We start from the raw sequence: 21816 nt of genomic DNA on the forward strand, positions 1-21816 counted from the left end.
TTGGCGCAGATGTCGCCGGCGATGAGGACGCGGTCCTTTTCGTGCAGGAAGGCGACGTGCCCGGCGCTGTGACCGGGGGTATGGATGACCGTTAGGCCGTTGCTTAATCGCTCGCCGTCCCTTAGCGTCCGCTCGATGCTCACGGGCTCAATCGTTTTTGCGGCGTTCTTTACGAAGAGGTGGTAGACAAGCCAGTTGACGGCGCCCGGAGATAGGTGCATCGGCGTCCGCCCGGGGATGCCCTGCTCGACGAGCCTGGCGTCCTCGGCGTGCGCCCAGACGGGGACATTCCATTGTTTTTGCAGCGCCGCCGCGCTGCCCGCGTGATCGGTATGGGCGTGCGTCAGCAGGATGCGGTTTGGCGCCTTCGGCAGCTGGAGCTTCTTCGCGCTCCCGGGCATACCGGTGTCGATCAGGGTAAGGTCGTCGCCATCCTCGACGAGGTACGCGTTGACGGGACCCAGCGGGAGGAGGTAGATGTGGGGGGAGATTTGGCGCATTATTGAATTTTTATTCATTATTTGGGGAAAAAAATTAATTCAGGTCGAAGGGTTTGATGATCGTCAGCCCTGGAATTTGCTTAAAGTCATCGAGGTTTCGAGTTACCAGTGCCAGGCCGTGCTCGATGGCTGTCGCAGCGATGATGGCGTCCGGGGTTTTCAATCGTTTGAATGTCTGCCGGAGATCGATGGCTTTTCGGGTAATCGACTCAGTGAGCAGGTAAACGATGGAGTCATTGACAAAATCTGTCATTCTGATATATGTTTCGACCGTAAGACTACCCCATCCCAACAGTTCTATCCGGGTTATTACGGATAATTCTGACCCAATTTTGTCAAGAAAATTCTTCCCTTTTTCGGGAAGCGATTCGTCAAACCGGGCAATTATTATGTTCGTATCCAGTAAATATCTGTTTACCATTCGTTACGACTTTGTTGGACATAGCGTTGAAATGCCTCGCCTTCTTCTTTTGTCAAGATGCCTGCATAGTAAGACATAGGGCGTCTTTTACGGTTGGCGGAAGCCTCTTTTAACACATCATTCTCCAATTCGGAATACTTGTTAATCAATTCATTCCACTTATCCATGGGTATAACGACCGCTGTCGGGTTGCCGGTGTTATCGGATATGTATTGTAACTGCATAACGTTGTTTTATACTCTAAAGTTACTCCTTTATCGCGTCCCAGAAAAAGCGGAAGCTCTTGTCGAGGGCGGCTTTGCCGAGCAACGAGGGGTCGTGGCGGGCGGCTTCGGCGGCCTGGGACATAAAGCCCATGAGGAGCGGGACGATGAGCCTTTCCTTGTCAGATTTGACGAGACCCTGCTCCTGGCCTGCACGGAGGATGTCCCGTAATGGCGCCATCATCTTTTGCGCGTAGGCGGTCATGTCGTCGGCCCGGCGATAGGGCGAGATGCTGTATTGCTGCAGGAAAATCTGCTCCTCGTAGTGGGCGGCCATATAGCGGAGACCGTGGTCCCATAGTTTCCGTAGGGATTCCTTGACGGGCCTCGAGGGGTCGAAGCCGGCGAAGAAGGCGTCCTGAAAACGATATTTCACTTCACGATACAGCGCATTGATCAGGTCGTCCTTGTCCTTGAAATATACGTATACCGTGCCGGTAGCGACTTTGGAGGCCTTGGCTAGCTGCGGCACCGTCAGGCCGGACAGGCCGACTTTGGCCACCAGACCAAGGGTGGCGGTGAAGAGCTGCGGGATCTTCTGGTCGTCGCGGGGGCGCATCGGATACAAAATTAATGAATATTTTTTCATTTTTGAGCCCGCGGTGAAAAATAGCCGGAGGCTGCTGACATAGGGTTGGCAATGTCGCGGTCTACTTTCGGGACATGGAAGCAACACTACTTACCGCCCAGGCCTTTCTGAAGCACTGGCAGGGCCATCGCCGGTTGACGCGCCGCGTTATCGAGGCGTTCCCGGAAGACAAGCTCTTTACTTTTTCGGTGGGCGGGATGCGCCCGTTTGCGGGTCTCGCGCTCGAGATGATTAGCATGGCCTCCACCGGGGTGCGGGGCGTGGCGTCGGGCCAATGGTCCGACACCGAGGCTTTGGCGCATCGTTCGGCGGAAGGCGCGCCGGCGACGAAACGGGACTTGCTGGACCGGTGGGACGAGACCACGCGGACCATCGACCATTGGTGGCCGCAGATCGCGCCCGCGCGGTTCCAGGAGGTGGACAAGGTGTTCAATATGTACGAGACGACGATCTACGAGGCGCTGTTGTACCTGATGGACAATGAGGTCCACCACCGTGGGCAGGGGTATGTGTACCTGCGGGCGCTCGGGATCGAGCCGCCGCCGTTTTGGGAGCGCTGAGCGCGCCGGCCTATGGCGCGGACAGCGCCTCGAAAGGTATGTCGGTGACGGGATAGTCCTTCCAGCCGGCGTAATCGAAGTGCCACCATTCATGGGCGTAGATGTTGAACCCGTGCCTGACCATCACGTACTGGAGGAGCTTGCGGTTACGTCGCGCGTCCGCGGGAAGGTCGCCGTAAGCCGCGGCGGCCTTGGGGGTGAACGCGTCGTAGGGCGTCGGCATGGAGAGCTCGCGACCGGTCCGCAGATCGATCATCGTGAGGTCTACCGCGCAGCCGCGATTGTGGCGGGAGCCTGTATAGGGAGACGCCACGAAGTTGGTGTCGTGATACGCTTCATAGAACATAACGGTGACGGCGTAGGGGCGGTATGCGTCGAAAATCTTAAGGCCATAGCCTTTGACGGCGAGCTCGGCTTCGACGGCGCGCAACGCTTGCGCCGCGGGGGCCCGGAGGTAGGCGGCGGCGACCGTATATACGGGCCGGTGCATCAGGTTGCTGTCGGTCGCATACCGGATATCGAGGACGACGCCCGGGATCGCGGCTTGTAGCGACACGAGCGCCTGGCGGGGATCGGCGCGGACGGCGGCGTTGTATGTAGCGGTGTCGTGGACGGTGGCGAGGCTATATTGCGCGGCCGCGCGCAACGATAACAGGCACCAAAAAAGCGCGGAAAGCTTCATTGGCTCAAGGTAGCGAAATCCCGGTAACGGCGCAGCAACCGGCGTTGTTGATGAGGACGTCCAGCGCGGCGTGCGGGCCGGCGCCGGCGGCGATGCATTGCCGCACCTCGGCTGCCATCCGGCGGAAGCAGGGAGCGGTGAAACGCCGTGGGCTCGTTCCGGTGAAACGCCCCGGGGCGTATGCCGGAATCCGCGGTTTAATTACCTTTGCGGAATGCTGGATATCTGCTGCATCGGGCACGTGACCCGGGATACGGTTATAACGCCCTTCGATACGCGGGTGATGCCCGGGGGCACCGCGATATATTTTTCGCACGCGCTGGCGCACCGGGGCGAGCGGTACCGCCTGGTGACGGCGCTGGGCGCGGGCGGTCTGACGGAGGGCCTGCTCGACGGGCTTCGCGCCGCGGGAGTGCCGATGACGGTGCTCGGCAGCGCGCACACGGTCCACTTTGAAAATAAATATGGCGCGGACACCGACCAGCGGACGCAGCGCGTCCTGGAGGTCGCGGACCCGTTCCGGCTCGAGGACCTGGCGGAGGTCGAGGCCCGGGTCTACCACCTCGGGCCGCTGCTGGCGGAGGACATCCCCGGGGAAGCCATACGGATGCTGGCGGATAAGGGCGCGGTTTCGCTGGACGTACAAGGTTTTTTGCGGCGCGTGGAACGCCAGCGGGTCGTGCCGGTTGACTGGGCATCGAAGCTGGAATGGCTGCCTTACATACATTACCTGAAGGCGAGCGATGAAGAGATGTACGTCCTCACGGGCGAATCCAACCCCCAACGGGGCGCGGCGATCCTCCACGGCTGGGGCGCGACCGAGGTGATCATCACCAGCGGGAGCAAGGGCTCGCTGATCTATAACGGCTCCGAATTCATTACCGTCCCCGCGTTTGTCCCGCAGACCAACCGGCCCGATGCCACCGGGTGCGGCGACACCTATATGGCGGGTTATCTTCAGCAACGCCTGAAAGGGGCGACCGAGGCCGAGGCGGGGACCTTTGGCGCGGCGATGGCGACGCTCAAGATCGAGGCGGGCGGCCCCTACACGGGGACGATGGCGCAGGTCGAGGGGGTGCTGCGGCGCGCGGAAAGGGCGTAGGAGCGGACGCGGGGTCGAAGCGGACGCGGCATTGAAGCGGCCGCGAGGTCGAAGTGGAATTTTTTGTATTTTATAGGCATGAGACAGCTAGCTTACCTCCTATGCCTCCCCGCGGCCCTCGCAGCCCTCGCGGCAGGCGGCGCATGCGCGCAAAACGTCGGGCCGAAGGTCGACGCCATCATCCAAAGAGTCATGACGCAGGACGCCATTCCCGGGATGGCCGTGGCCGTTATCAAGGACGGCAACGTCCTGTACCAGCAGGCCTATGGCGTCCGTTCGATCGACGGCTCCGCCAAAACCGACGTCCATACCGCCTTTAGCATCGGTTCGGTATCCAAGGCATTCACGGCGATCGGCCTCATGCGATTGGTACAGGCGCACCAGCTGAACCTGGACGATCCGATCAAAAAATACATGCCCACGCTGCCCGCGGCCTGGCTGAACATCACCGTCCGCCAGTTCATGGCGCATACCAGCGGCATACCCGAAGTAAAAGGAGCGAAAGACCCCGACTTCAACAATACCGCGGCTGCCGCCGGTGCGAAGCCGCTCGTCTTCCAACCCGGCGCCCGCGGGCAGTACAACAACTTCAATTTCGCCATCATGGGTAAGCTGATCGAGGCCGTGAGCGGGATGGACTACCTGGCCTATATGCGGCAACAGGTCTTTACCCCCGCCGGTATGACCAGCACCGGCGTCGGGCTGTCCACCGGCGACGTCAGCACCGGCCAGCTGGACAGGAACGGCAAAGAGGTCGCGATCAAGTCCCACTTCAAACCCGGCGACTATGGCGTAGCCTCCGGCGGGTTGCAGACCACGCTCGCGGACGCCATACAACTCTGCCAGGCATTACAAAAGAACACGCTGCTCCAAAAAGCCACGACCACCACGATGTGGACCCCCTACTCCACCCGCGTGACCTATACCCCAGGCTGGGAGTCGCGCATGGCCGGAAGCACCCTCGTCATACACAAAGGCGGCGGTGGCACCGGCATCGGAAGTCTCTGTGACATCAAGGTCGTGCCGTCGCAGAACATCTACGTCGTGGTGATGATCAACAAAGACAAGATAAAAGATTCCCCGAGCGGGATCACCGACGAGATACTGAAACAATGCTTTAACCTCCCGGAGGGACCGAAGGGCCAACCGGAAAACGAATAGGGGCAAAGGCCTATTCCGTCTTCAGACTCTTGATCGGATTCTCGAGCGCCGCCCGCAAGCTCTGGTACCCGGTGGTGACCAACGCAATGAACAGCGCAACGACCCCGACCGCGAAGAAAACCCACAGCTGCACCGGCTGCCGGTAGTCCGCCTTGAAGTCCTGGAGCCAGTGGTTCATCGCCCACCAGGCGATGGGCGACGCGATCAGGACCGACAGGACGATCAGGAACACGAAGTTGCGCGACATCAGCACCAGCAGGTGCGGCAGCGAGGCGCCGAGGACCTTGCGGATGCCGATCTCCTTGGTGCGTTGCTCGGCCATAAAGGAAGACAACGCAAAAAGCCCGAGACACGCGATGATGATGGCCAGGACGGTAAAGCAGGTCAGGATCGAGCTGTCGCGCCGGACGTCGGCGTACATCTCGCGGAAGCCTTCGTCCATGAACGTATAGCGGAGGGTCTGGTTGGGGACGTATTTTTTCCAGACGTCGGTTACCCTGGGGATCAGGTCCCCCGCGCTGGCGGCGTTGAGCTTGACGCTGACAAGACCCGGGCTGATCCCCAGTTGCAGACAAACGGGATTGACGTCGTCCTTGAAGTCGGAGTTGAAGTCCCTGATGACGCCAATGACGCGAACCTGAGTGCCGTAGTGGTCGATGAGGCTGCCCACGGGGTGGGCGCCGAGGCCGAGTTTTTTGACCATGGCGTCGTTGATGACGACCGCGGCGGTGTCGCCCGCCAGGGCCCGGGAAAAGTTCCGGCCGTCGAGCAGGGTCATGCCCATCGTCGCCAGGTAGTCTTCATCGACGATCCAGTACTGGCCGAAGATGGGGGCGTCGAGCTTGGAGCGGCCCCATATATAGAAACTGTTGCCGTTGGTTTTGCCACCGGAGATATAGACGGGCAGGTAGTCGCTGACGGAGACGTTTTTGGCCTGGGGTATCTGCAGCAGGTCGTTTTTAAAGGACTTGATATCCTTGATCGCGGCAGTGCCCTGGAGGACCATGACCTGGTCCTTGTCAAAGCCCACCTTTCTGTTCAGGATGAAATGCATCTGCCGGTACACGATAAAGGTGCCGATGATCAGGATGATGGAGGTGGTGAACTGGAATACGACGAGCGTGCTCCGCAGCGCCGAGTTCCGGGAGCCGCGGGCAATGCTGCCCTTGAGCACCTTGGCGGGTTGGAAACGGGACAGGTAGAACGCGGGGTACAAACCGGAGACGACGCCCACTACGAGTATGGCCGCCAGCAGCGTCGGGACGAACCACCAGACGCCCCACGGTAACGACAGCGCCCTACCCGTCAACTGGTTGAAGAACGGCAACAGCATCCAGGCCAGGAGCAAACCCAGCACCACGGACAGGAAGCTATACACCATCGATTCGGTCAGGAACTGGCGGACGAGGCTGCCGCGCTGCGAGCCGACGACCTTGCGGAGACCGACCTCCTTGGCGCGGTTCGCGGACTTCGCGGTAGCCAGGTTGATAAAGTTGATACACGCGATGAGCAGGATAAAACAGGCAATGCCCCCAAACATCCAGATCAGCCGGATATCGCCGTGGAAGGGCAGCTCGTCGCCGATCCCGTAGGAGCGGAGATAGACGTCCCGGATGGGTTGCATAAAGACGTTATATAACGCCCCCTTCTTATCCGCGTCCTTCACGCCGTAATCTTTCAACGAGGGCGTAAAAAACCGTTTGGACAGCGAAGCGGACAGCTCCTTCTCGAAGGCGACGGGGTCGACGCCGGCTTTCAGCTTGAAATAGGTGATGTAATTGTTGGCGCCCCAATAGGATTGCTCGCCCTTCCAAAGCTCCACGCCCTTGAGGGTGAGGAACCAGTCGTATTCGATGGAGGATTTGCCGGCATAGTCGGGAATGACGCCGGTGATGGTATACGGATGCTCCTTGTCGTTGTTGAGGATCATGACCTGGCCAACGGGGTTCTGCCCGGGGAAATACTTATCGGCTATACGTTTCCGTATGACGATGGTGTTGGGGGCGTCGAGCGCGTGACCGGCCGTGCCGTAGAGCATGGGGAAACCCATGATATCCAGGAAGGGCTGGTCGGCGTACACGAACTTATCCTCGTACGTATTCTGGGCCTGCGCGGCGGTGCGGACCTGGTTGGCGCCCACCTTCGCGAACAGCTCGTTCGGCATCAGCCGGCCGGCCTTTTCGATCTGCGGGTAGTCCGCTCCCAGCGTGACGCCCAGCGGACCGGGAGTAGATGTATATATACCCATGTCGGCTTTCTGCCAGTTCACCACGTAGCGGTAGGTGCGGCCTGGATCGGGGATGTGCCGGTCGATCGCGAGCTCGTTACGGATATATAGCGCGATCAGGACGCAGGCGGCGATGCTAAGGGCAAAGCCCCCGATCTTGATGGCGGTATACATCTTCTGGCGGCGGAACTGGCGCAGGGCGACGAGGAGGTAGTTGCGATACATGGTTATTCCGATTTAAGGCTCTTAATGGGGTTTTCGAGCGCCGCGCGCAGGCTTTGATACCCGGTGGTGCACAAAGCGATCAGGAGCGCCGCGAGCCCGACGGCTCCGAATACCCAAAGGTCGACGGGTTGGCGGTAGTCGGCCTTGAAGTCCTGGAGCCAGCGGTTCATGGCCCACCAGGCGACGGGGGAGGCGATCAGCACCGACAGGAGGATCAGGAAAACGAAGTTGCGGGACATCAATGCGAGCAGGTGGGGAATCGACGCGCCGAGGACCTTGCGGATGCCGATCTCCTTGATCCGTTGCTCGGCCATGAAGGAGGACAGCGCGAACAGACCGAGACAGGCGATGATGACGGCCAGTACCGTGAAGCAGGTGAGGATCGAGCCGTCGCGCTGGACGTCTTTGTAGAACGTGCGGAAACCTTCGTCCATGAAGAGATAGCGCAGGTTTTGGTTGGGCACGTGCTGCTTCCAGACCTGGGACACCACGGGTATGACGTTGCCGATGTTCGGCGTTCCGAGCTTGATGCTCACCAAACCGGGACTGACGCCGAGCTTCAGGCAGACGGCCGGCATGTCGTACTTGAAGAACGAGGTAAAGTTTTTGATCACGCCGACGACGCGGAGCTGGGCGCCGCTATGGTCGATCAGACTGCCCACCGGATGGGGCCCGAGACCGAGTCGTTTGGCGAACTCCTCGTTGACGACGACAGCGGCGGTGTCGCCCGCCATTTCCTTTGAGAAGTTGCGGCCGTCGAGCATGGTCATGCCCATCGTTGGCAGGTAATCGTGGTCGACGATCCAGTACTGGCAGAACTGTTCCGGGTCGGTCTTGGCATGTCCCCACTTGTAGAAGCCGTTGGCGTCCATCTTATCCCCCGGTACATAGACCGGCAGGTAGTCGCTGACGGAAACGCTTTTGACCTGGGGTATCCTGAGCAAGTCGTTTTTAAAGGCCTGGATGTCCTTCACCGCAGTGGTACCCTGAAGTATCATGACCTGGTCCTTGTCAAAACCGATCTTTTGGCGCAGGATGAATTGCATCTGCCGGTACACGACAAAGGCGCCGATGATCAGGATGATGGAGGTCGTGAACTGGAAGACGACCAGCGTGCTGCGCAGCGCGGAGTTCCGCGAGCCGCGGGCCACGTTGCCCTTGAGCACCTTGGCGGGTTGGAAGTTCGAGAGGTAGAACGCGGGATATAAACCAGCAACCACGCCGACCACGAATATGACGGCCAGCAGCGACGGCGCCAGCCACCATTCACTCCAGGGCATGGACAGCTCTTTACCCGTGAGCTGGTTGAAGAACGGGATCAGGACATACGCGAGGACCACGCCCAGCGCTACGGACAGGAAGCTATAGAGCATCGATTCGGTCAGGAACTGGCGGATCAGGCTGCCCCGCTGCGAGCCCACGACCTTGCGGAGACCGACTTCCTTGGCGCGGTTGGCGGATTTGGCGGTGGCCAGGTTGATGAAGTTGATACAGGCGATGAGCAGGATAAAACAAGCGATGCCGCCAAACATCCAGATCAGCTTGATGTCGCCCTTGTCCCACCCGCCGTCGATCCCGCTGGAATGGAGGTAGACGTCGCGGAGGGGTTGCATGTAGACGCTTAACAGCGCGCCTTTTTTTTCCGCGTCATTGTCGCCGTTGGCCTTCATGTTGGGTACATAGTAGCGCCTGGCGAGCGTCGCCGACATCAACTTGCCAAAGGCAACCGGGTCGACGCCGGGCTTGAGCTTGTAAAACGTCGAATAGTTGTAGGCGCCCCAATCGCCTTGTTCCCCCGGCCAGAGCTCCACGCCCTTGAGGGTGAGGAACCAGTCCTCGGTGACGGAGGAAACGGAGGTGTAATCCGGTATGACGCCGGTTACGGTATAGGGATGCGTCTTGTCGTCGTTGAGGATAACGACCTGGCCGACGGGGTTCTGCCCGGGGAAGTATTTGTCGGCTATGCGTTTCCGTATGACGACGGTATAGGGCGCGTCGAGCGCGTGACCCGGTTGGCCATAAAGCATCGGGAAACCCATCACGTCCATGAAGGCCTGGTCGGCGAAGACGAATTTTTCCTCGTAGGTGTTCTGGGTCTGCTGTGCGGTCCGGACCTGGTTGGCGCCCGCCTTGTCAAACAGGGCGTTGCCCATCACCCGGCCGGCCTTTTCGATCTGCGGGAAGTTCTCGGTCAGCGCGGGTCCGAGGGGCGCCGGGTCAGAGGAGAAAATGCCCTGGCCAACCTTATGCCAGTCGGACACAAACCGGAAGGCGCGGTCCGCGTCGGGGATATGGCTGTCGATCGCCATTTCATCGCGGATATACAGCGCGATCAGGACGCAGGCGGTGATGCTGAGGGCGAAGCCGCCGATCTTGATGGCAGCGTACATCTTCTGGCGGCGGAACTGGCGCAGGGCCACGAGGAGGTAGTTGCGGTACATGTCCAAGGGTGAACAAAGGGAATGCCACCTATAATGGCCTGAGGAGCAATGACTACATAAAAAGGCGGCGTACGCTTTCGATACAAGTCGCGTATATGTACGCTTTCAATTGACCTGAAAAGTTTAAAATTTTGTCCCCGATTCAACCGCTCACTACTCATGGGACTAACCAAGAAAATACCAAGGCCCCTTGTCTGCCTTTGTGTGTTGTTTTTACACCAGGCAGCGACAGCGCAGGACACGCTGCTTCGACCCATAAGACCGATTGGACCCATCCGTCTCATCTCTCCGCCGGACACGTTGAACTTCGGCAACTTCACCGTTGTCGTGGACTCGTTCGTTTCCCGCGGCGCCTATGACGCAAAGGGGCTGGTCTACACCGGTCTTTCGGGCACGGGCACGATCCACTTCGGCTGTCAGCGGCCGATCATCATCTTCGAAAACCGGTTGCGGAACGGCCTGCGCTGGCCGGGTGTCACCGTGCATTTTACCGGGGTGACGACACACCCCCTTCGCCGGGGGTACGGAACCGTTAGCGCGGGCATGGCCACCGGCGGCGGGTTTAGCCTGAACGTCGCGCCGGGCTTTAGCCTCGAAGTGGACACGGTGACCATCCGACCCGGCCAGAACGCGGAGGCGGGCGCCCGGCTGCGGCTGCCCGCTACACTAAGCGGGACGGGCGGTTGCCAGGGGGCCACCATCGGGCTGGGCACGATCAGCCTCACGAACGCGTGCGAATTCTATAAAGTCCTGCCCGATTCCAACTATGGCGTTTTCACGGTGGGGAACACCACCCTGGCGGTGCACGGACGGGGATATGTCGCGGACTTCAGCGCCACCCAATCATACGCGGCGGACGGACACCCGGCTGCGTGGAAGGGCGTGGACCTGTTGAACGGCGGTTCCGATGGCAGCCCCGGGGACACGGTGCTGTCTAACACCGGCTACCTGCAAGGTCATTATCTCTATACCCTGGCCTCCGTGGACGCGGGCGGCCTTGCCGCGACCATGGTGCTGGCCCAGCCGTATACGTATGCGCCGGCCCAGCCCCTGGGATACATCGTAACGTTCGACACCGCCCGGCTGGTACTGGATTCCAGCCAGGTCTTCAGCGGGTTGATGTTGGGCGGCCGGATACGGCTGCCGCGGACCGCGGCACGGCTGTTGAACGATGCGGACGTGGTGCTGCCCCGTCCGCTGCTGGCGATCACCCGCAACCTCGACGCGATCGGCCTCGTCACCGTCCCCGCCGGGATAAACGTGTGCTGGGGAGACCTCGTACACGCGGGCGGCGGCGATCAGAAGTCGTTTGGGATCGGGGGGATCGACAGCGCCGCCATGGTGTATTTCGCGGCGCAGCCCAAGCCTTTCCGCCCACCCTTGAGCGGGGGTGCGTCGATCTTCGATTCGGTGCGCTACCTGAGCTTGCGCGACGTGGACAGCCTGGGGTTCCAGGGCGTCACCTTCAAGGCATTCAGCACCCTTTTTGTCAATACGCTCCAGTCCCCCACCCACTTCGACCCGCAAAAACCCGCGGTCAGCCTGAGCGGCAGCCACCTGGACTTCGGACTGCTCTACCAGCGCAGCGGGTGGCTGAACGTCGCCTCGGAAGGGGTCGCGTGCAACATCCACACCCGGATCGGCAGGGCGGACAGCGTGTATATAGGCGACCCGTCCCAATCGCTGTATGACGGGGTCACGCCGTTTACCTTCCTCCCCGTGGGCGACCAAAACAGGGCGGTCGCGGTCAAATATGTCGACGCCATCGAGCTCCAATGCTGGGAAAGCGCGGTTGTCCAGTGCCGTTATAAGTCCATCCTGAAGGAGCCCCAACCCACCGGCGGGTACTTCGTGGTGGACGGCATCTTCTTTACATCCACGGCCAACAACGCGGGCGGACAGGTGGGTATCGGTCTCAACGATTCGCTGTCCTACTGGGGCCTGGCGCTCGTCCAGAAACCGGGGTTCGCCAGCGGTGGCACCCTGAGCGGGCGCACGGGTCAGATCATCCTCACTGCCAGCGGGCTGTCGGAAAAAAGGCACTTCGCGCAACCCTTCTGGCTGACCTGGGGGGAAATCCTGGCCAACGGGTCGGTGGGTCGTCTTTTCTTCGACTATAATTCGGCCAACCAATCCTTTGACAAATTTGACTTCGTGCCCACGGCCGTGGCGCTATCACCCTATCCGGGTTCCAAACCCTATCTCCATGTCGCGGGGAACGCCCACTTCCATTTCTTCGGCGGGGACTACCTGAACATCGTCGACAGCTATGTGCCCGCACACCAGGCCGATCCTTTCGACGGACGCGAGGTCTCCCTGAGCAATGCCCCGACCGGCGACTTCCTGCCGACCCACCGGTCGGTCGGCGGGAACTGGCATGACGGGCTCGGTTTGTTCCAGTTCGACATCAACTATAACGCGACCAGCCAGGACGGCTTCGTGGGAACGGGAACGAGCGCGCTGCGATGCCTGCCGGGTGGCTCCGGCGTCGGGTCCACCCTCGACATGAGCAGCCGCGGCACCTGTATCCGTATGGGGACCGACCCGACGGACATGCACGCCATCGCGCTGGGGCCCGTAGCCGATGTGTCCAACCTGACCCAGATCTGGGGATGTGCCTGCGTACACGGCGACGACATCGACAACGTCGTGGTGGGGGGGTCGATCTCCAACGCGGCCAACCTTAGCGCCGTCATCCGGGCGGGCGACTATCTCTCGGCCATCCTGCAGGTCACGCCCAGCATGCAACGCCTGACCCTGGACGGGATGTGCAGCCTGTCGCTGGCGCTCTCGCTGGACGCTGAGGTCAACGGGCACGCCCAACTGACCGTCAACGAGGCGCAGGGCTTTATCGAGGGCGAAGTGGATGGGGACATCTCCCTGGGAGAGGGCGACGTGCTCAGCGGGAATTCGCTGCAGGCGCAGGGCCAGCTCGACTGGCACCTGGGCACCGACTACCAGTCGCTCCAGGGACAGGTCGCCCTCACCATCATGAGTGGGATTACGCTGGTCGGCGGCACGGGGACCACGCTCGGGTCCGGTTTTTATATCGGGCACAACGCGCCAAAGGCCGATGCCTGGGTGCTGATGGGGACTTCTCCGCAATATGCCCTGAACACCGCGGCGTTGCCGGACAACCTATCCGGGATCTATGGCTATATCCACGTCCAGCAAGGCGTGAACCTCTATATCGTCTCCGGGCAATACGAGGTATTCCTGGGTCTGGGCGCGTTTATGCTCACACCCCAGGGCGCCGGCGCCCTCGGCGCGCTGACATCCGGCGTGGGTCTGCCCTATATCGTCGGGAACCTGGGGGGATCGATCAACGGCGAGATCCTCGGCGGTCTCGTCTCCGCGGGCGCCAGCTTCGACCTGCAGATCATCGGGCCCTATCCCTTCTCCTTTCAGGGATCGGTAGGACTCCATGCCTGCGTCCTTTGGGTCTTCTGCGGGTCGGTGAGCGTCACCATCGGGCTCAATTCTGCACAGGGATTCTATATTAATTAAAATGACACAGATGAAAGGATTCCGCGTCTTCCTGATGCTCAGCGTGCTCATCCGCACGGCCGACGCCCAGATCGCCGTCACGTCCAACCCGGGCCCCGGTTTGTACGTGGCGCTCAATTGGCCTTCCGTCAGCGGCGCCACGGGCTATAATGTCTTCCGTAAACCGGCGGCCGATCCTGCCTATCCGGCCGCGCCGGTCAACCCCACGCCCATACAACCCGCCACCGGTTGCGCCGCCATACGTGCGTTGCTGATACACGGCCTGGACTCCACGGCCTGGAAATTGGTCGCGGCCGGCCTGGCGGACTCCACAACGCTATTCAATCCCTGTCTGGTCAACGGTTCGCTGACCAGCGCCAAGCGCCAGCGCCTGGCCGTTCTTACGGCCAGCAACATGCCGGTCGCGGAGGCGGTGGGGCTGGGGTACGAGGACCACGGCGTCACGAATGGTCAGGCTTACCAGTATAAGATTGTCGCGATAGGCCCCGGGACGACCGTGGCCACCGACCTGGCGGTCACCGCCGGTGTGGTGTCGCCGCTGGCCGCACCTGGCCAGGTACAGGCACAGGCCGGGGACGCCACCGCGCAGGTCAACTGGGCGACCGTTCCCGGGGCGGCCGGTTATGCCGTCGAACGCGCTACCAATGCGGGTGGGCCTTATACCCGGGTCAATCCCAGCCCCTATACATCCACCTTTACCCGCCAGCTCAACGGGGACACCCTCGTGCCGAACGCGCTGGGGTACGTCGACTTCCAGCACTATGACGCCACGGGTCACCCCGTCACACATATCGTCGCCGGCGTAAACGTAAACGGGCCGTCCGACAACACCGCCTACTTCTATCGCATAAAAGCCCTGGACTTCTTCCTGCGCCCGGGGACGGCTTCCGGACCGGCTGCCGCCGTGACGCCCAGGGACACCACGCCGCCGGTGGCGCCGGGGAACCTGACGACGTCGGTGGACGACGTGCACGGGTATGTACGCGTCGGCTGGACCCAGGTCACCAGGGACGTCAAAGGCCGGCAGGAACAACCCGACAGCTCGGTCACGTACAAGGTCTACCGCTTCACGGGGTCTGGCAGCCCGCTCACGCTGACACCCACCCTGGTGGCCAACATCGTCCCCGCGCGGAAGGGCCTCCATACCGACGACACCCTGGACACCTATAGCGGCTTGCGCGCGCAGTACGGGGACAAAACCTGGTGGTACCGCGTCCGGTCGGTGGACGTGGCGGGTAATATCAGCCCCTGGTCAACGGCGGTATCCGCCATCGTCAAGGATACCACGGCGCCGCGTATCGTCAAGGGCGTCATGGCAAAGGGTTTCGAGGACCATATTTCGGTGATGTGGCAGCTCAATACCGAACCGGACATGGCGCAATACACGGTTTACCGCAGCCTGTGTCATTTGGGGCAGTGGGTGAATTGCGACCGGCCGGATACCTGCCGCAGCTGGTATGCGGGCACGCCCGATGCCAATACGGGCGTGAAGAGCTATGTCCCTCCCACCCTGGCCGTGAATGACCGAAAAACATTCCCCTGCCCCTGCAGCGGCACCTTCGTTTTCCTGGGGACGATCACCCAGGACTCCGCCAAACGGGCCAAGGCCGCGGGACACTATATGCTCGACGACTACACCGTGCCGCCGGGCTCACCCCTCTGTTATGCGTACTGGGTAAAAGCCAAGGACTCTTCCGGGAACGAAAGCGGCGCTTTCCCCGTGCCCACGCCCGCCGAACAACAACAGATCGTGTGTGCGCACCTGCGTGACACCACACCCCCGGAAGCCGCCACCATCACGGGGTTGAACGCGCTGCCGGCGAGCATCCTCGTCCAATGGGTCGGTCCTCCCTCCCAGGACATACGGGCCTACCAGGTGTATCGCGCCCAAGGCGCCATTCCAGGCAAGGAGCCCCCCGTCACCGACTTTACGTGGGTGGGCGGCATGACCGTGGAGCTCCCACCAAAATCCCCCCAGGTACTCACGTCACCCTATCACGCACCGGCCGTGCTGCCCTGCGATAGCATACCGGTCCAGGCTATGCCCTGGATGAGCCAAGGGTTTTTCCTGGACAAAACCGTTCAACCCAAACTGACCTATTGGTACAAAGTCGTGGGGATCGACTACGGGGGTAATCAAACCTCCCTGGAGCTGGCGGCCTCGGTGAGTACCTTTACCTTCAGCACGACCGCGGTGCCCGCTCCGGTGATCGATACGATCGGTACCACCGCGGCGCCCTGCTCGGTGGTTTTGCGTTGGACGCCCGCGTTCGACCCGGTCACGGATAAGGGCTTTATCGTCTACCGGTCGGCGTCCGCCACGGGGGTATTCAACCCGATTGTCAAGGCGCCGGTGCAAGGCGATACCTATACCGACGCGAGCGTCACCCATGGTCAAACCTATTACTACAAGGTCGCGCTCCTGAAGACCGACGGGAAGCTATCGGCTTTGTCTACCGTCAAACTCATAACTCCCTAGCATATGAAAGCACTCTTGCCCGGCCTTTGTATGATGGCTTTCCTGGCCGCTTCCCCGGCCGCTTCCGCCCAGGCCGTGGACACGCCCTGGCTTCGCGAAAATACCTGGGCCTTCGGGAACATGGACTCCGGGAACGTCTCCTGGGACAACTTCCGCGCCACCTTTGTGGGCGTCGCGCCCAACCCGGCCGGGGACTTCGACCAGATCTTCTACAACGACCTCTATAAAGACAAGTTATTCAACGCGGGGTTTTGTTACGGCATGGACGTGATGGCCATGTTGATGATGTCCGACGGCGGCTGGATGGGGTTCTGTCACCCGCCCTATATCTATCCCGCGAGGTCCAGCCTGTCGGGCGCGCTGGACCCAAAGCTCGTACAAGCCATCATGATCACCCATGGCAACCAGATCAACCGGGGGTTCCTCGTCTTCCTGCTCGACGTGATCGCCGCCCAGGAAAACCGGGACGGCAACTATGCGTACTACCAGGTCGGGAAATACCTCGCCCAGGGGGATCAGCCGGTCATCAGCGTCTCGCAGTCGCTCATCCCCACGGACTCCGCGCACGTGCTGGTCCCCTACTATGAGGATGTCTCCGGTTCCATAAAGCGTATCTTCGTCTACGACCCCAACCGGTCGATCTATGTGCCCGGATCGGACCGCCACGACTACTATGCCAATGGGAGCAACTTCATCGCCATAAAATCCGACGGGACGTGGAGCTATCACTTCAACGACCTGTCGGCGCCGCCCTGGACCGGGAACCCCTCCAGCGGCGGTAACTGTATCGCCATCCCGCTCTCGGTGGCCGGCCGCAAGGACCGGCTCCCCCAAAGCCTGTTCGCGGACGCTCAGCTGGCGATCAACACCATCTTCATCTTTGGCCGTGACGTCCACGTCCGGCAGGTCACGGCGGGGGACCGGCGGTATATGAATGGGCGGGAGGTGGCTTTTGGGAAAAACGCGCTGACCACCATACTGCCTTTTCAAACGTCCGGAAGGAATCCGAACGACACGTTGCAGGTGTATTTTGTGCGCGGCATCGAGCCCCAATGCTGGGAAATCGAGGCGCACGGCCCTTATCGCGTGGAAATGTTCTATGCGGGGCAACACACCGCGGTCAGCGGTGTCGGCAACGGGGACCGGATGCGTTTCTACACGCCGCTCCGGCCGGTCATCAACCAATCAAGACGGTAGGGCACCCCAGGGTGATCGTCCCCCCGTGGGCCGTCGTATCGCCCATGCGGGCGGCGGGTTTGCCACCGATCAGGACGGTGGTGGAGCCCATCACGATGGAGTCGGGCGGGCCTACGCAGACGCAGGTGTCGCCCACGACGGCGGCGGGCATACCGCCGATCAGGACGGTGGGGGCGCCCGGGCCGACGACCGGGCCGCCTACGTGGGGAATGGGCGGGAGACCGGGGGTCACCATCGGGCAAACGTGCATATCGGTTAAACGTGCGGCGGGTTGTCCCATAGCTGTAAATCTTATATACAAAATACGCGTTTAATCGCGAAAATTTACCTACTTTTCGATGAAAGCTCTGACAAAATCGATAAAAGGGGGGACGTGAAAAACCAGGACAGGCGAGGGAATAATCGACGAAGAGGGCGAAAAAATCGACCAGCGTAAATGTTACCCAACGAACTCGACCATAAATATTTTTCACGGGAAAGGGTGCGCGCGCGTCTGCTCAAACGCGCGGCCGAAGTATGGGGTTTCTCCGAAACCGAAATGGACGACTTCGACCCATTGGTCAACCTGTTGATGGAGGCCCTGTCGGTGGAAGTCGAAAGGGTGGCCGGGGAAATCCCCAAGGCCCAGCACCGTATGCTCGAACGCCTGGCGCAGCTCCTGCATCCCGGCACGGTGGACGCCAAACCAGCCACGGGCGTGCTCCAGGTCCGCTCCACCGAACCCGTCTCGACGCTCTACCCCGACGCACAGTTCGTATTCAAAGCGCCCAACCCGGAGTTGCGGCGCGATGCGCCGATGGTCGATTGTTTTTTCTCCCCCGCTTTTCCGATGCGGATCGTAGATGGCTCGGTGAAAACGGTGGCCTCCCGGCGGGAGCTCTTCCGCGTCCATGACGGCGCGCAGAAGCAGTCGCTGGCGGTCTCTTCTGGGCGCGTCCCGCAGCAGCAATACCAAAGTTTCTGGATAGGACTCGAGCTTCCCCCACAGGCCACCGGGCTGGAGGGGCTCTCGTTTTTCTTTTATTGGGCCAACCGCACGGGGGCGGACGCCTGGTACGCCTATCTCCCGTATGCCACGTGGTACGCGGGAGGGCGGCCGCTGAACGTCCGCGTGGGCTTTCCCGAATGGGAGGAGGTGCCCGCGGGGATGGATGGGATCGAGCACGAGTTCGATTCGATGCAGAAGACCGAGCAAGAGGCCGGGCAGCATTATGCGAGGCATTTCGTGACGATCACCGGCGGCGTGGGCACGGCCACTGAGCGGCTCCCCTACCCCGCGGCGTTTACGCAGTGGTTCGCCGCGCGCGACCTCCAGGAGCTGCGCGACCCGCTGACGTGGGTGGAGGTGCGCCTCCCCACGGCGCTCCCGGAGGAAGCCCTGGACAGCCTGTTTTGCAGCATCAACGCGATACCGGTGCTGAACCGCCGGTTGAACCGGATGACCTATAAGCTGATGCAGACGATGAACATCGTGCCGCTCGACAGCGACGGCATTTTCCTGTCGATAAAGGAGGTCACCAACAGCCAGGGGACGGCGATCCGCCTGATCCCCTTCGGTGTGTCGGGGAACCAGCCGCCGGAGACGTACGCGCTCCGGTACGGGATCAACCGTTTTGACGAGCGCGATACGTACCAGACGCTGGCGGCGCTCACCGAATTGATACGGGAAGAAAGCGCGTTCTTTTCTTCCCTGGGAGAAGACTTCCTGGAGCAGAATATACGCGACCTCAACCAGATCCACGCCCGGCTGGAGGAAAAGGTCAAGGGCCAAAGCCGCAACCGCTCGCCCCACCCTTACCTGATGGTCCGGCCGCGGCGGGAAGGCGCGAACATCCTCATCGAATACTGGACGAGCAACGGCGAGATCGCCAACAAGATCCCGCTGGGCTCCAAGCTGACACCCTATCAGAACGGGACGGTGCGCCAGGGTTCGATCTATATGATTCAGTCGACGTTCGGGGGACGCGCCCGGTTATCGGACAAGGAAAAGATCGATCAATACAAACGCATGCTCCTCACGCACCACCGGGTGGTGACGCTGGAGGACGTGAAGGCGTTTGTGCGGGCGGAGCTCGGCAGCGACCTGGCTTCGCTCGACGTGCGCAAGGCCTACGTCCGCGGGACGGGGAAGGAAGAGGGGTTTATGCGTTGTATACAAGTATATGTGACGCCCGCGCCGGGGGGGCTCAACGCCCAGGACTGGCAGGAAAGGCTGCGCACGTTGCAGTTGAAGATCGAGCGGCAATCCGCGGGGAACGTGCCCTATCAGTTCGTCCTAAAAGGCGCCTCCCGATGAACGAGCGCATCAACATAAAAGACGTCGTACTACCGGAGGCGGACATCCGCCTGGAGGTGATCCTCGCCGAGCTCGGCGCGCTGGGGCTGTCGGCCGACGACATCCTGGTGCTCCGCAAATCGCTGTTCCGGCGGAATTTCTCCCGGGAGATCGAGAAGGTCGAGGAGATGGAGGTCGGACAAAGCCGCCGGAAGCGGCTCGCGGTCCACATCAACCGCGAGGGCCTCTACGACCGGCTGCCCCAGGACCTGATCCACCAGCCCGAACCCGGCGTCAAAAGCGGCGTCCAGGACATCGCGCGGCAGGCGGAACGGGAGAAGGGGGCGCGGATGTTTTTCCTGCCGTATGAACAGGAATTGAGCCGGTTGCTGCTGCGGCTGGAATGGGAGGAACGGCAGTTCATCTTCGAGACCAACAGCGATGTGTCAGGGGAGCTGATGGGGTTGCTGTGGGATATGCCGGAGCACCTGACGAGTTTTCAGCGGAGTAAATTGGGGGTGATATTGCCGTTGCTGCACCGCTTTGGCGGGGATAACGAGCGGCTGGCGTTTGTGTTGGAAAACATCGCCGGCTACCCGGTCACGGTGCGGACGGCGCCGCCTGCCAGGACATGGCTGGACGACGTACCGCTCCTCGGCGACGCGTACCTGGGCGTGGACAGCCTGCTCCCGGGGGAGGTCGTGGACACCCAGCTGGCGCTGCGGGTCACGGTCAGGGCCAACCGCGCGGAAGATTTGGACGACCTGCTGCCGGGGGGTAGCGGGTTGCAAACGCTGGAATACCTGGCGGGGGCGCTGACGCCCATCGAGCAGGACGTCGTGTTCGAGCCGGACCTGGAGGGGTGTTTGCCCGCCTTTACGCTCGGGGATGAACGCGCTTTTGCCGGGCGATTGGATTATACCACGATACTATGACGCGCCTTCGGCGCGCAGACATTATAAAATAACCTGTATGCTTTCGGATTTGACACACCTGCCGGTAAATTGGATCGACGGAATGAAGATCGCCCGGAGACACTTCGAGGAAACCGGGCAGTATATCGCGGAGCAGGTGCGGGACGTAGCCGCCCGTGGCCTATCGGACCTCAACTTCGGCATCCTGCCGGCGGACCGTTCGCTGGAGGTGCGGATCACGACGGACGCCAACCAGCTGATCCGTGTGGAGGTCCTTTCGTGCAAGGGCGTCACCCCGAACGGGACGCGGCTGGAGGTCCACCCGGGTCTCGGCGTGACGCTCCAGGCGAGCTTCCCCGAGCTGGCGGCCCGGTTCGGACTGCAAACCAGCCAGGCGCAGCAACTCTTCGTGGTGCTCCAGGCGGACCTCTTCAACCGGGCGCCGGAAGGCGACGTGCCCGTACAGGAGACCCCGCCCCGGCACCCCTATACCCGCGAGACCCTGACGCTGGACCTGGTCCCCGCCGAGTACCTGGTACCGGCTCAGCTGGTGAGCGGGCTGGTCGTCGGGAAAATATCGTTCGCCAACGGGGAATTGGTCGTCCAAAAGGACTTCATCCCCAGCTGTACGGCGATGACGAGCATCGCCCAGACCCGGGAATGGTACGAGCGTTTCCGGCAGGCGTCCGAAACCTGGGAGCAGAATTGTATCCGGATCATCCAAAAAGTCAACAGCCGCGCGCAACCGCAGAATTCGCTCACGGCCTCGATCATGCGCCTGAGCGAAAAGCTCCTGGAGCACTTCGCCCAGGGCCGCCTGGCGTACCGCTGGATACTGCCGTCCCAGCCGCCGGTGTATACCTGCGAATGGATGATGTCGCGGGTCTACTATCTATTTACGCTTTTACAGACCTATAGCGAAAAGGACCGGGAGGAAATGCTGGCGTACTTCGCCGAGTGGGGGGAGCTCCAGGGTGGGACGATCGAGAACCAGACGCTACGGGCGCTACAGGTGGGTTATAACCACTTTGACCTGCTGACCGTATTCCAGGAGGTCAACCAGGTCTATAGCCTGTACGGCGGGATCTTCCAGAAGCTCTCGCAGCTCGAGTTCATCGGGAAGAAGAAGGGCCAGAGCGTCTTTGTCATCGAACAACCCGCGACGCAACAGCAGGCACCGCCCCCGCCGCCGCCACCACAACCCGAGCAGCAAAAGACGCCGCCGAAGCGGTGGAGCCCATTGAGCTAAATGACCCAGCGCAAAAAAAACATA

Annotated in this window: 17 protein-coding genes; 9 read left to right on the forward strand and 8 right to left on the reverse strand. The window is 61.3% G+C overall.

Annotated features, from left to right (window positions below):
* From VL547_RS02320 to VL547_RS02335, 4 genes are all read right to left on the reverse strand, one after another.
* A partial coding sequence (locus VL547_RS02320; protein ID WP_325574756.1) for an MBL fold metallo-hydrolase occupies nt 1-500 on the reverse strand: 500 nt, incomplete at its 3' end.
* 34 nt (nt 501-534) lie between these two features.
* Nucleotides 535-921: a type II toxin-antitoxin system VapC family toxin gene (locus VL547_RS02325; RefSeq protein ID WP_325574758.1), complete on the reverse strand. Its 387-nt coding sequence runs from the start codon at nt 919-921 to the stop codon at nt 535-537.
* On the reverse strand, nt 915-1145 hold the full coding sequence (locus VL547_RS02330; protein ID WP_325574760.1) for a hypothetical protein: 231 nt from the start codon (nt 1143-1145) through the stop codon (nt 915-917). The genes VL547_RS02325 and VL547_RS02330 overlap by 7 nt, the downstream gene beginning before the upstream one ends.
* A gap of 22 nt (nt 1146-1167) precedes the next feature.
* Nucleotides 1168-1743, reverse strand: coding sequence for a TetR/AcrR family transcriptional regulator (locus tag VL547_RS02335; RefSeq protein WP_325574762.1), 576 nt, complete (start codon nt 1741-1743; stop codon nt 1168-1170).
* A 104-nt stretch (nt 1744-1847) separates the two neighbouring features.
* Here VL547_RS02335 and VL547_RS02340 point away from each other — a divergent pair, with 104 nt between their 5' ends.
* Nucleotides 1848-2333, forward strand: a complete 486-nt coding sequence (locus VL547_RS02340) for a DinB family protein (RefSeq protein ID WP_325574766.1) — start codon at nt 1848-1850, stop codon at nt 2331-2333.
* 10 nt (nt 2334-2343) lie between these two features.
* On the opposite strand, the gene VL547_RS02345 is transcribed toward VL547_RS02340, so the two are convergent.
* Complete coding sequence (locus tag VL547_RS02345) at nt 2344-3015, reverse strand: M15 family metallopeptidase (RefSeq protein ID WP_325574768.1); 672 nt, start codon at nt 3013-3015, stop codon at nt 2344-2346.
* Between the two features lie 214 nt (nt 3016-3229).
* On the opposite strand from VL547_RS02345, the gene VL547_RS02350 reads away from it, so the two are divergent.
* On the forward strand, nt 3230-4117 hold the full coding sequence (locus tag VL547_RS02350; protein ID WP_325574770.1) for a PfkB family carbohydrate kinase: 888 nt from the start codon (nt 3230-3232) through the stop codon (nt 4115-4117).
* Nucleotides 4118-4195: 78 nt separating this feature from the next.
* Complete coding sequence (locus VL547_RS02355; RefSeq protein ID WP_325574772.1) at nt 4196-5278, forward strand: serine hydrolase domain-containing protein; 1083 nt, start codon at nt 4196-4198, stop codon at nt 5276-5278.
* A gap of 10 nt (nt 5279-5288) precedes the next feature.
* Here VL547_RS02355 and VL547_RS02360 read toward each other — a convergent pair whose 3' ends face one another.
* Both VL547_RS02360 and VL547_RS02365 read right to left on the reverse strand, forming a co-directional pair.
* A complete protein-coding gene (locus tag VL547_RS02360) occupies nt 5289-7730 on the reverse strand; it encodes an ABC transporter permease (protein WP_325574774.1) in 2442 nt (813 codons plus the stop codon).
* 2 nt (nt 7731-7732) lie between these two features.
* The gene (locus VL547_RS02365; protein ID WP_325574776.1) at nt 7733-10171 is read right to left on the reverse strand and encodes an FtsX-like permease family protein; all 2439 of its coding nucleotides are present in this window, start codon (nt 10169-10171) and stop codon (nt 7733-7735) included.
* A gap of 204 nt (nt 10172-10375) precedes the next feature.
* On the opposite strand from VL547_RS02365, the gene VL547_RS02370 reads away from it, so the two are divergent.
* Genes VL547_RS02370 through VL547_RS02380 form a run of 3 tightly spaced genes read left to right on the forward strand, consistent with a single transcriptional unit; the run spans nt 10376 to nt 17354 of the window.
* Nucleotides 10376-13678, forward strand: coding sequence for a hypothetical protein (locus tag VL547_RS02370; protein ID WP_325574778.1), 3303 nt, complete (start codon nt 10376-10378; stop codon nt 13676-13678).
* Nucleotide 13679: 1 nt separating this feature from the next.
* A complete protein-coding gene (locus tag VL547_RS02375) occupies nt 13680-16157 on the forward strand; it encodes a hypothetical protein (RefSeq protein ID WP_325574781.1) in 2478 nt (825 codons plus the stop codon).
* Between the two features lie 3 nt (nt 16158-16160).
* Entirely contained in the window at nt 16161-17354 is a 1194-nt protein-coding gene (locus tag VL547_RS02380; protein WP_325574783.1) for a hypothetical protein, read from the forward strand.
* On the opposite strand, the gene VL547_RS02385 is transcribed toward VL547_RS02380, so the two are convergent.
* Nucleotides 17335-17634, reverse strand: a complete 300-nt coding sequence (locus tag VL547_RS02385) for a PAAR domain-containing protein (protein ID WP_325574785.1) — start codon at nt 17632-17634, stop codon at nt 17335-17337. The genes VL547_RS02380 and VL547_RS02385 overlap by 20 nt on opposite strands.
* Nucleotides 17635-17790: 156 nt before the next feature.
* On the opposite strand from VL547_RS02385, the gene VL547_RS02390 reads away from it, so the two are divergent.
* From VL547_RS02390 to VL547_RS02400, 3 genes are read left to right on the forward strand one after another with little or no spacing between them, the layout of a single operon-like run.
* Nucleotides 17791-19650 (forward strand): hypothetical protein, encoded by a 1860-nt coding sequence (locus VL547_RS02390; protein ID WP_325574787.1) that lies wholly within the window; start codon nt 17791-17793, stop codon nt 19648-19650.
* Nucleotides 19647-20564, forward strand: a complete 918-nt coding sequence (locus tag VL547_RS02395; RefSeq protein WP_325574789.1) for a type VI secretion system baseplate subunit TssG — start codon at nt 19647-19649, stop codon at nt 20562-20564. The genes VL547_RS02390 and VL547_RS02395 overlap by 4 nt, the downstream gene beginning before the upstream one ends.
* A gap of 37 nt (nt 20565-20601) precedes the next feature.
* Nucleotides 20602-21792: a hypothetical protein gene (locus VL547_RS02400; protein WP_325574791.1), complete on the forward strand. Its 1191-nt coding sequence runs from the start codon at nt 20602-20604 to the stop codon at nt 21790-21792.
* The last annotated feature ends 24 nt before the right edge of the window (nt 21793-21816 follow it).

The organism is Dinghuibacter sp., from assembly GCF_035492835.1.
In the GTDB taxonomy this organism is placed as follows: domain Bacteria; phylum Bacteroidota; class Bacteroidia; order Chitinophagales; family Chitinophagaceae; genus Dinghuibacter.

What these genes read in the sequence shown, in the direction of transcription:
- VL547_RS02325 (WP_325574758.1), bottom strand. Translation starts at nt 921, where the DNA reads ATGGTAAACAGATATTTACTGGATACGAACATAATAATTGCCCGGTTT.
- VL547_RS02330 (WP_325574760.1), bottom strand. Translation starts at nt 1,145, where the DNA reads ATGCAGTTACAATACATATCCGATAACACCGGCAACCCGACAGCGGTC.
- VL547_RS02335 (WP_325574762.1), bottom strand. Translation starts at nt 1,743, where the DNA reads ATGCGCCCCCGCGACGACCAGAAGATCCCGCAGCTCTTCACCGCCACC.
- VL547_RS02340 (WP_325574766.1), top strand. Translation starts at nt 1,848, where the DNA reads ATGGAAGCAACACTACTTACCGCCCAGGCCTTTCTGAAGCACTGGCAG.
- VL547_RS02345 (WP_325574768.1), bottom strand. Translation starts at nt 3,015, where the DNA reads ATGAAGCTTTCCGCGCTTTTTTGGTGCCTGTTATCGTTGCGCGCGGCC.
- VL547_RS02350 (WP_325574770.1), top strand. Translation starts at nt 3,230, where the DNA reads ATGCTGGATATCTGCTGCATCGGGCACGTGACCCGGGATACGGTTATA.
- VL547_RS02355 (WP_325574772.1), top strand. Translation starts at nt 4,196, where the DNA reads ATGAGACAGCTAGCTTACCTCCTATGCCTCCCCGCGGCCCTCGCAGCC.
- VL547_RS02360 (WP_325574774.1), bottom strand. Translation starts at nt 7,730, where the DNA reads ATGTATCGCAACTACCTCCTCGTCGCCCTGCGCCAGTTCCGCCGCCAG.
- VL547_RS02365 (WP_325574776.1), bottom strand. Translation starts at nt 10,171, where the DNA reads ATGTACCGCAACTACCTCCTCGTGGCCCTGCGCCAGTTCCGCCGCCAG.
- VL547_RS02375 (WP_325574781.1), top strand. Translation starts at nt 13,680, where the DNA reads ATGACACAGATGAAAGGATTCCGCGTCTTCCTGATGCTCAGCGTGCTC.
- VL547_RS02380 (WP_325574783.1), top strand. Translation starts at nt 16,161, where the DNA reads ATGAAAGCACTCTTGCCCGGCCTTTGTATGATGGCTTTCCTGGCCGCT.
- VL547_RS02385 (WP_325574785.1), bottom strand. Translation starts at nt 17,634, where the DNA reads ATGGGACAACCCGCCGCACGTTTAACCGATATGCACGTTTGCCCGATG.
- VL547_RS02390 (WP_325574787.1), top strand. Translation starts at nt 17,791, where the DNA reads ATGTTACCCAACGAACTCGACCATAAATATTTTTCACGGGAAAGGGTG.
- VL547_RS02395 (WP_325574789.1), top strand. Translation starts at nt 19,647, where the DNA reads ATGAACGAGCGCATCAACATAAAAGACGTCGTACTACCGGAGGCGGAC.
- VL547_RS02400 (WP_325574791.1), top strand. Translation starts at nt 20,602, where the DNA reads ATGCTTTCGGATTTGACACACCTGCCGGTAAATTGGATCGACGGAATG.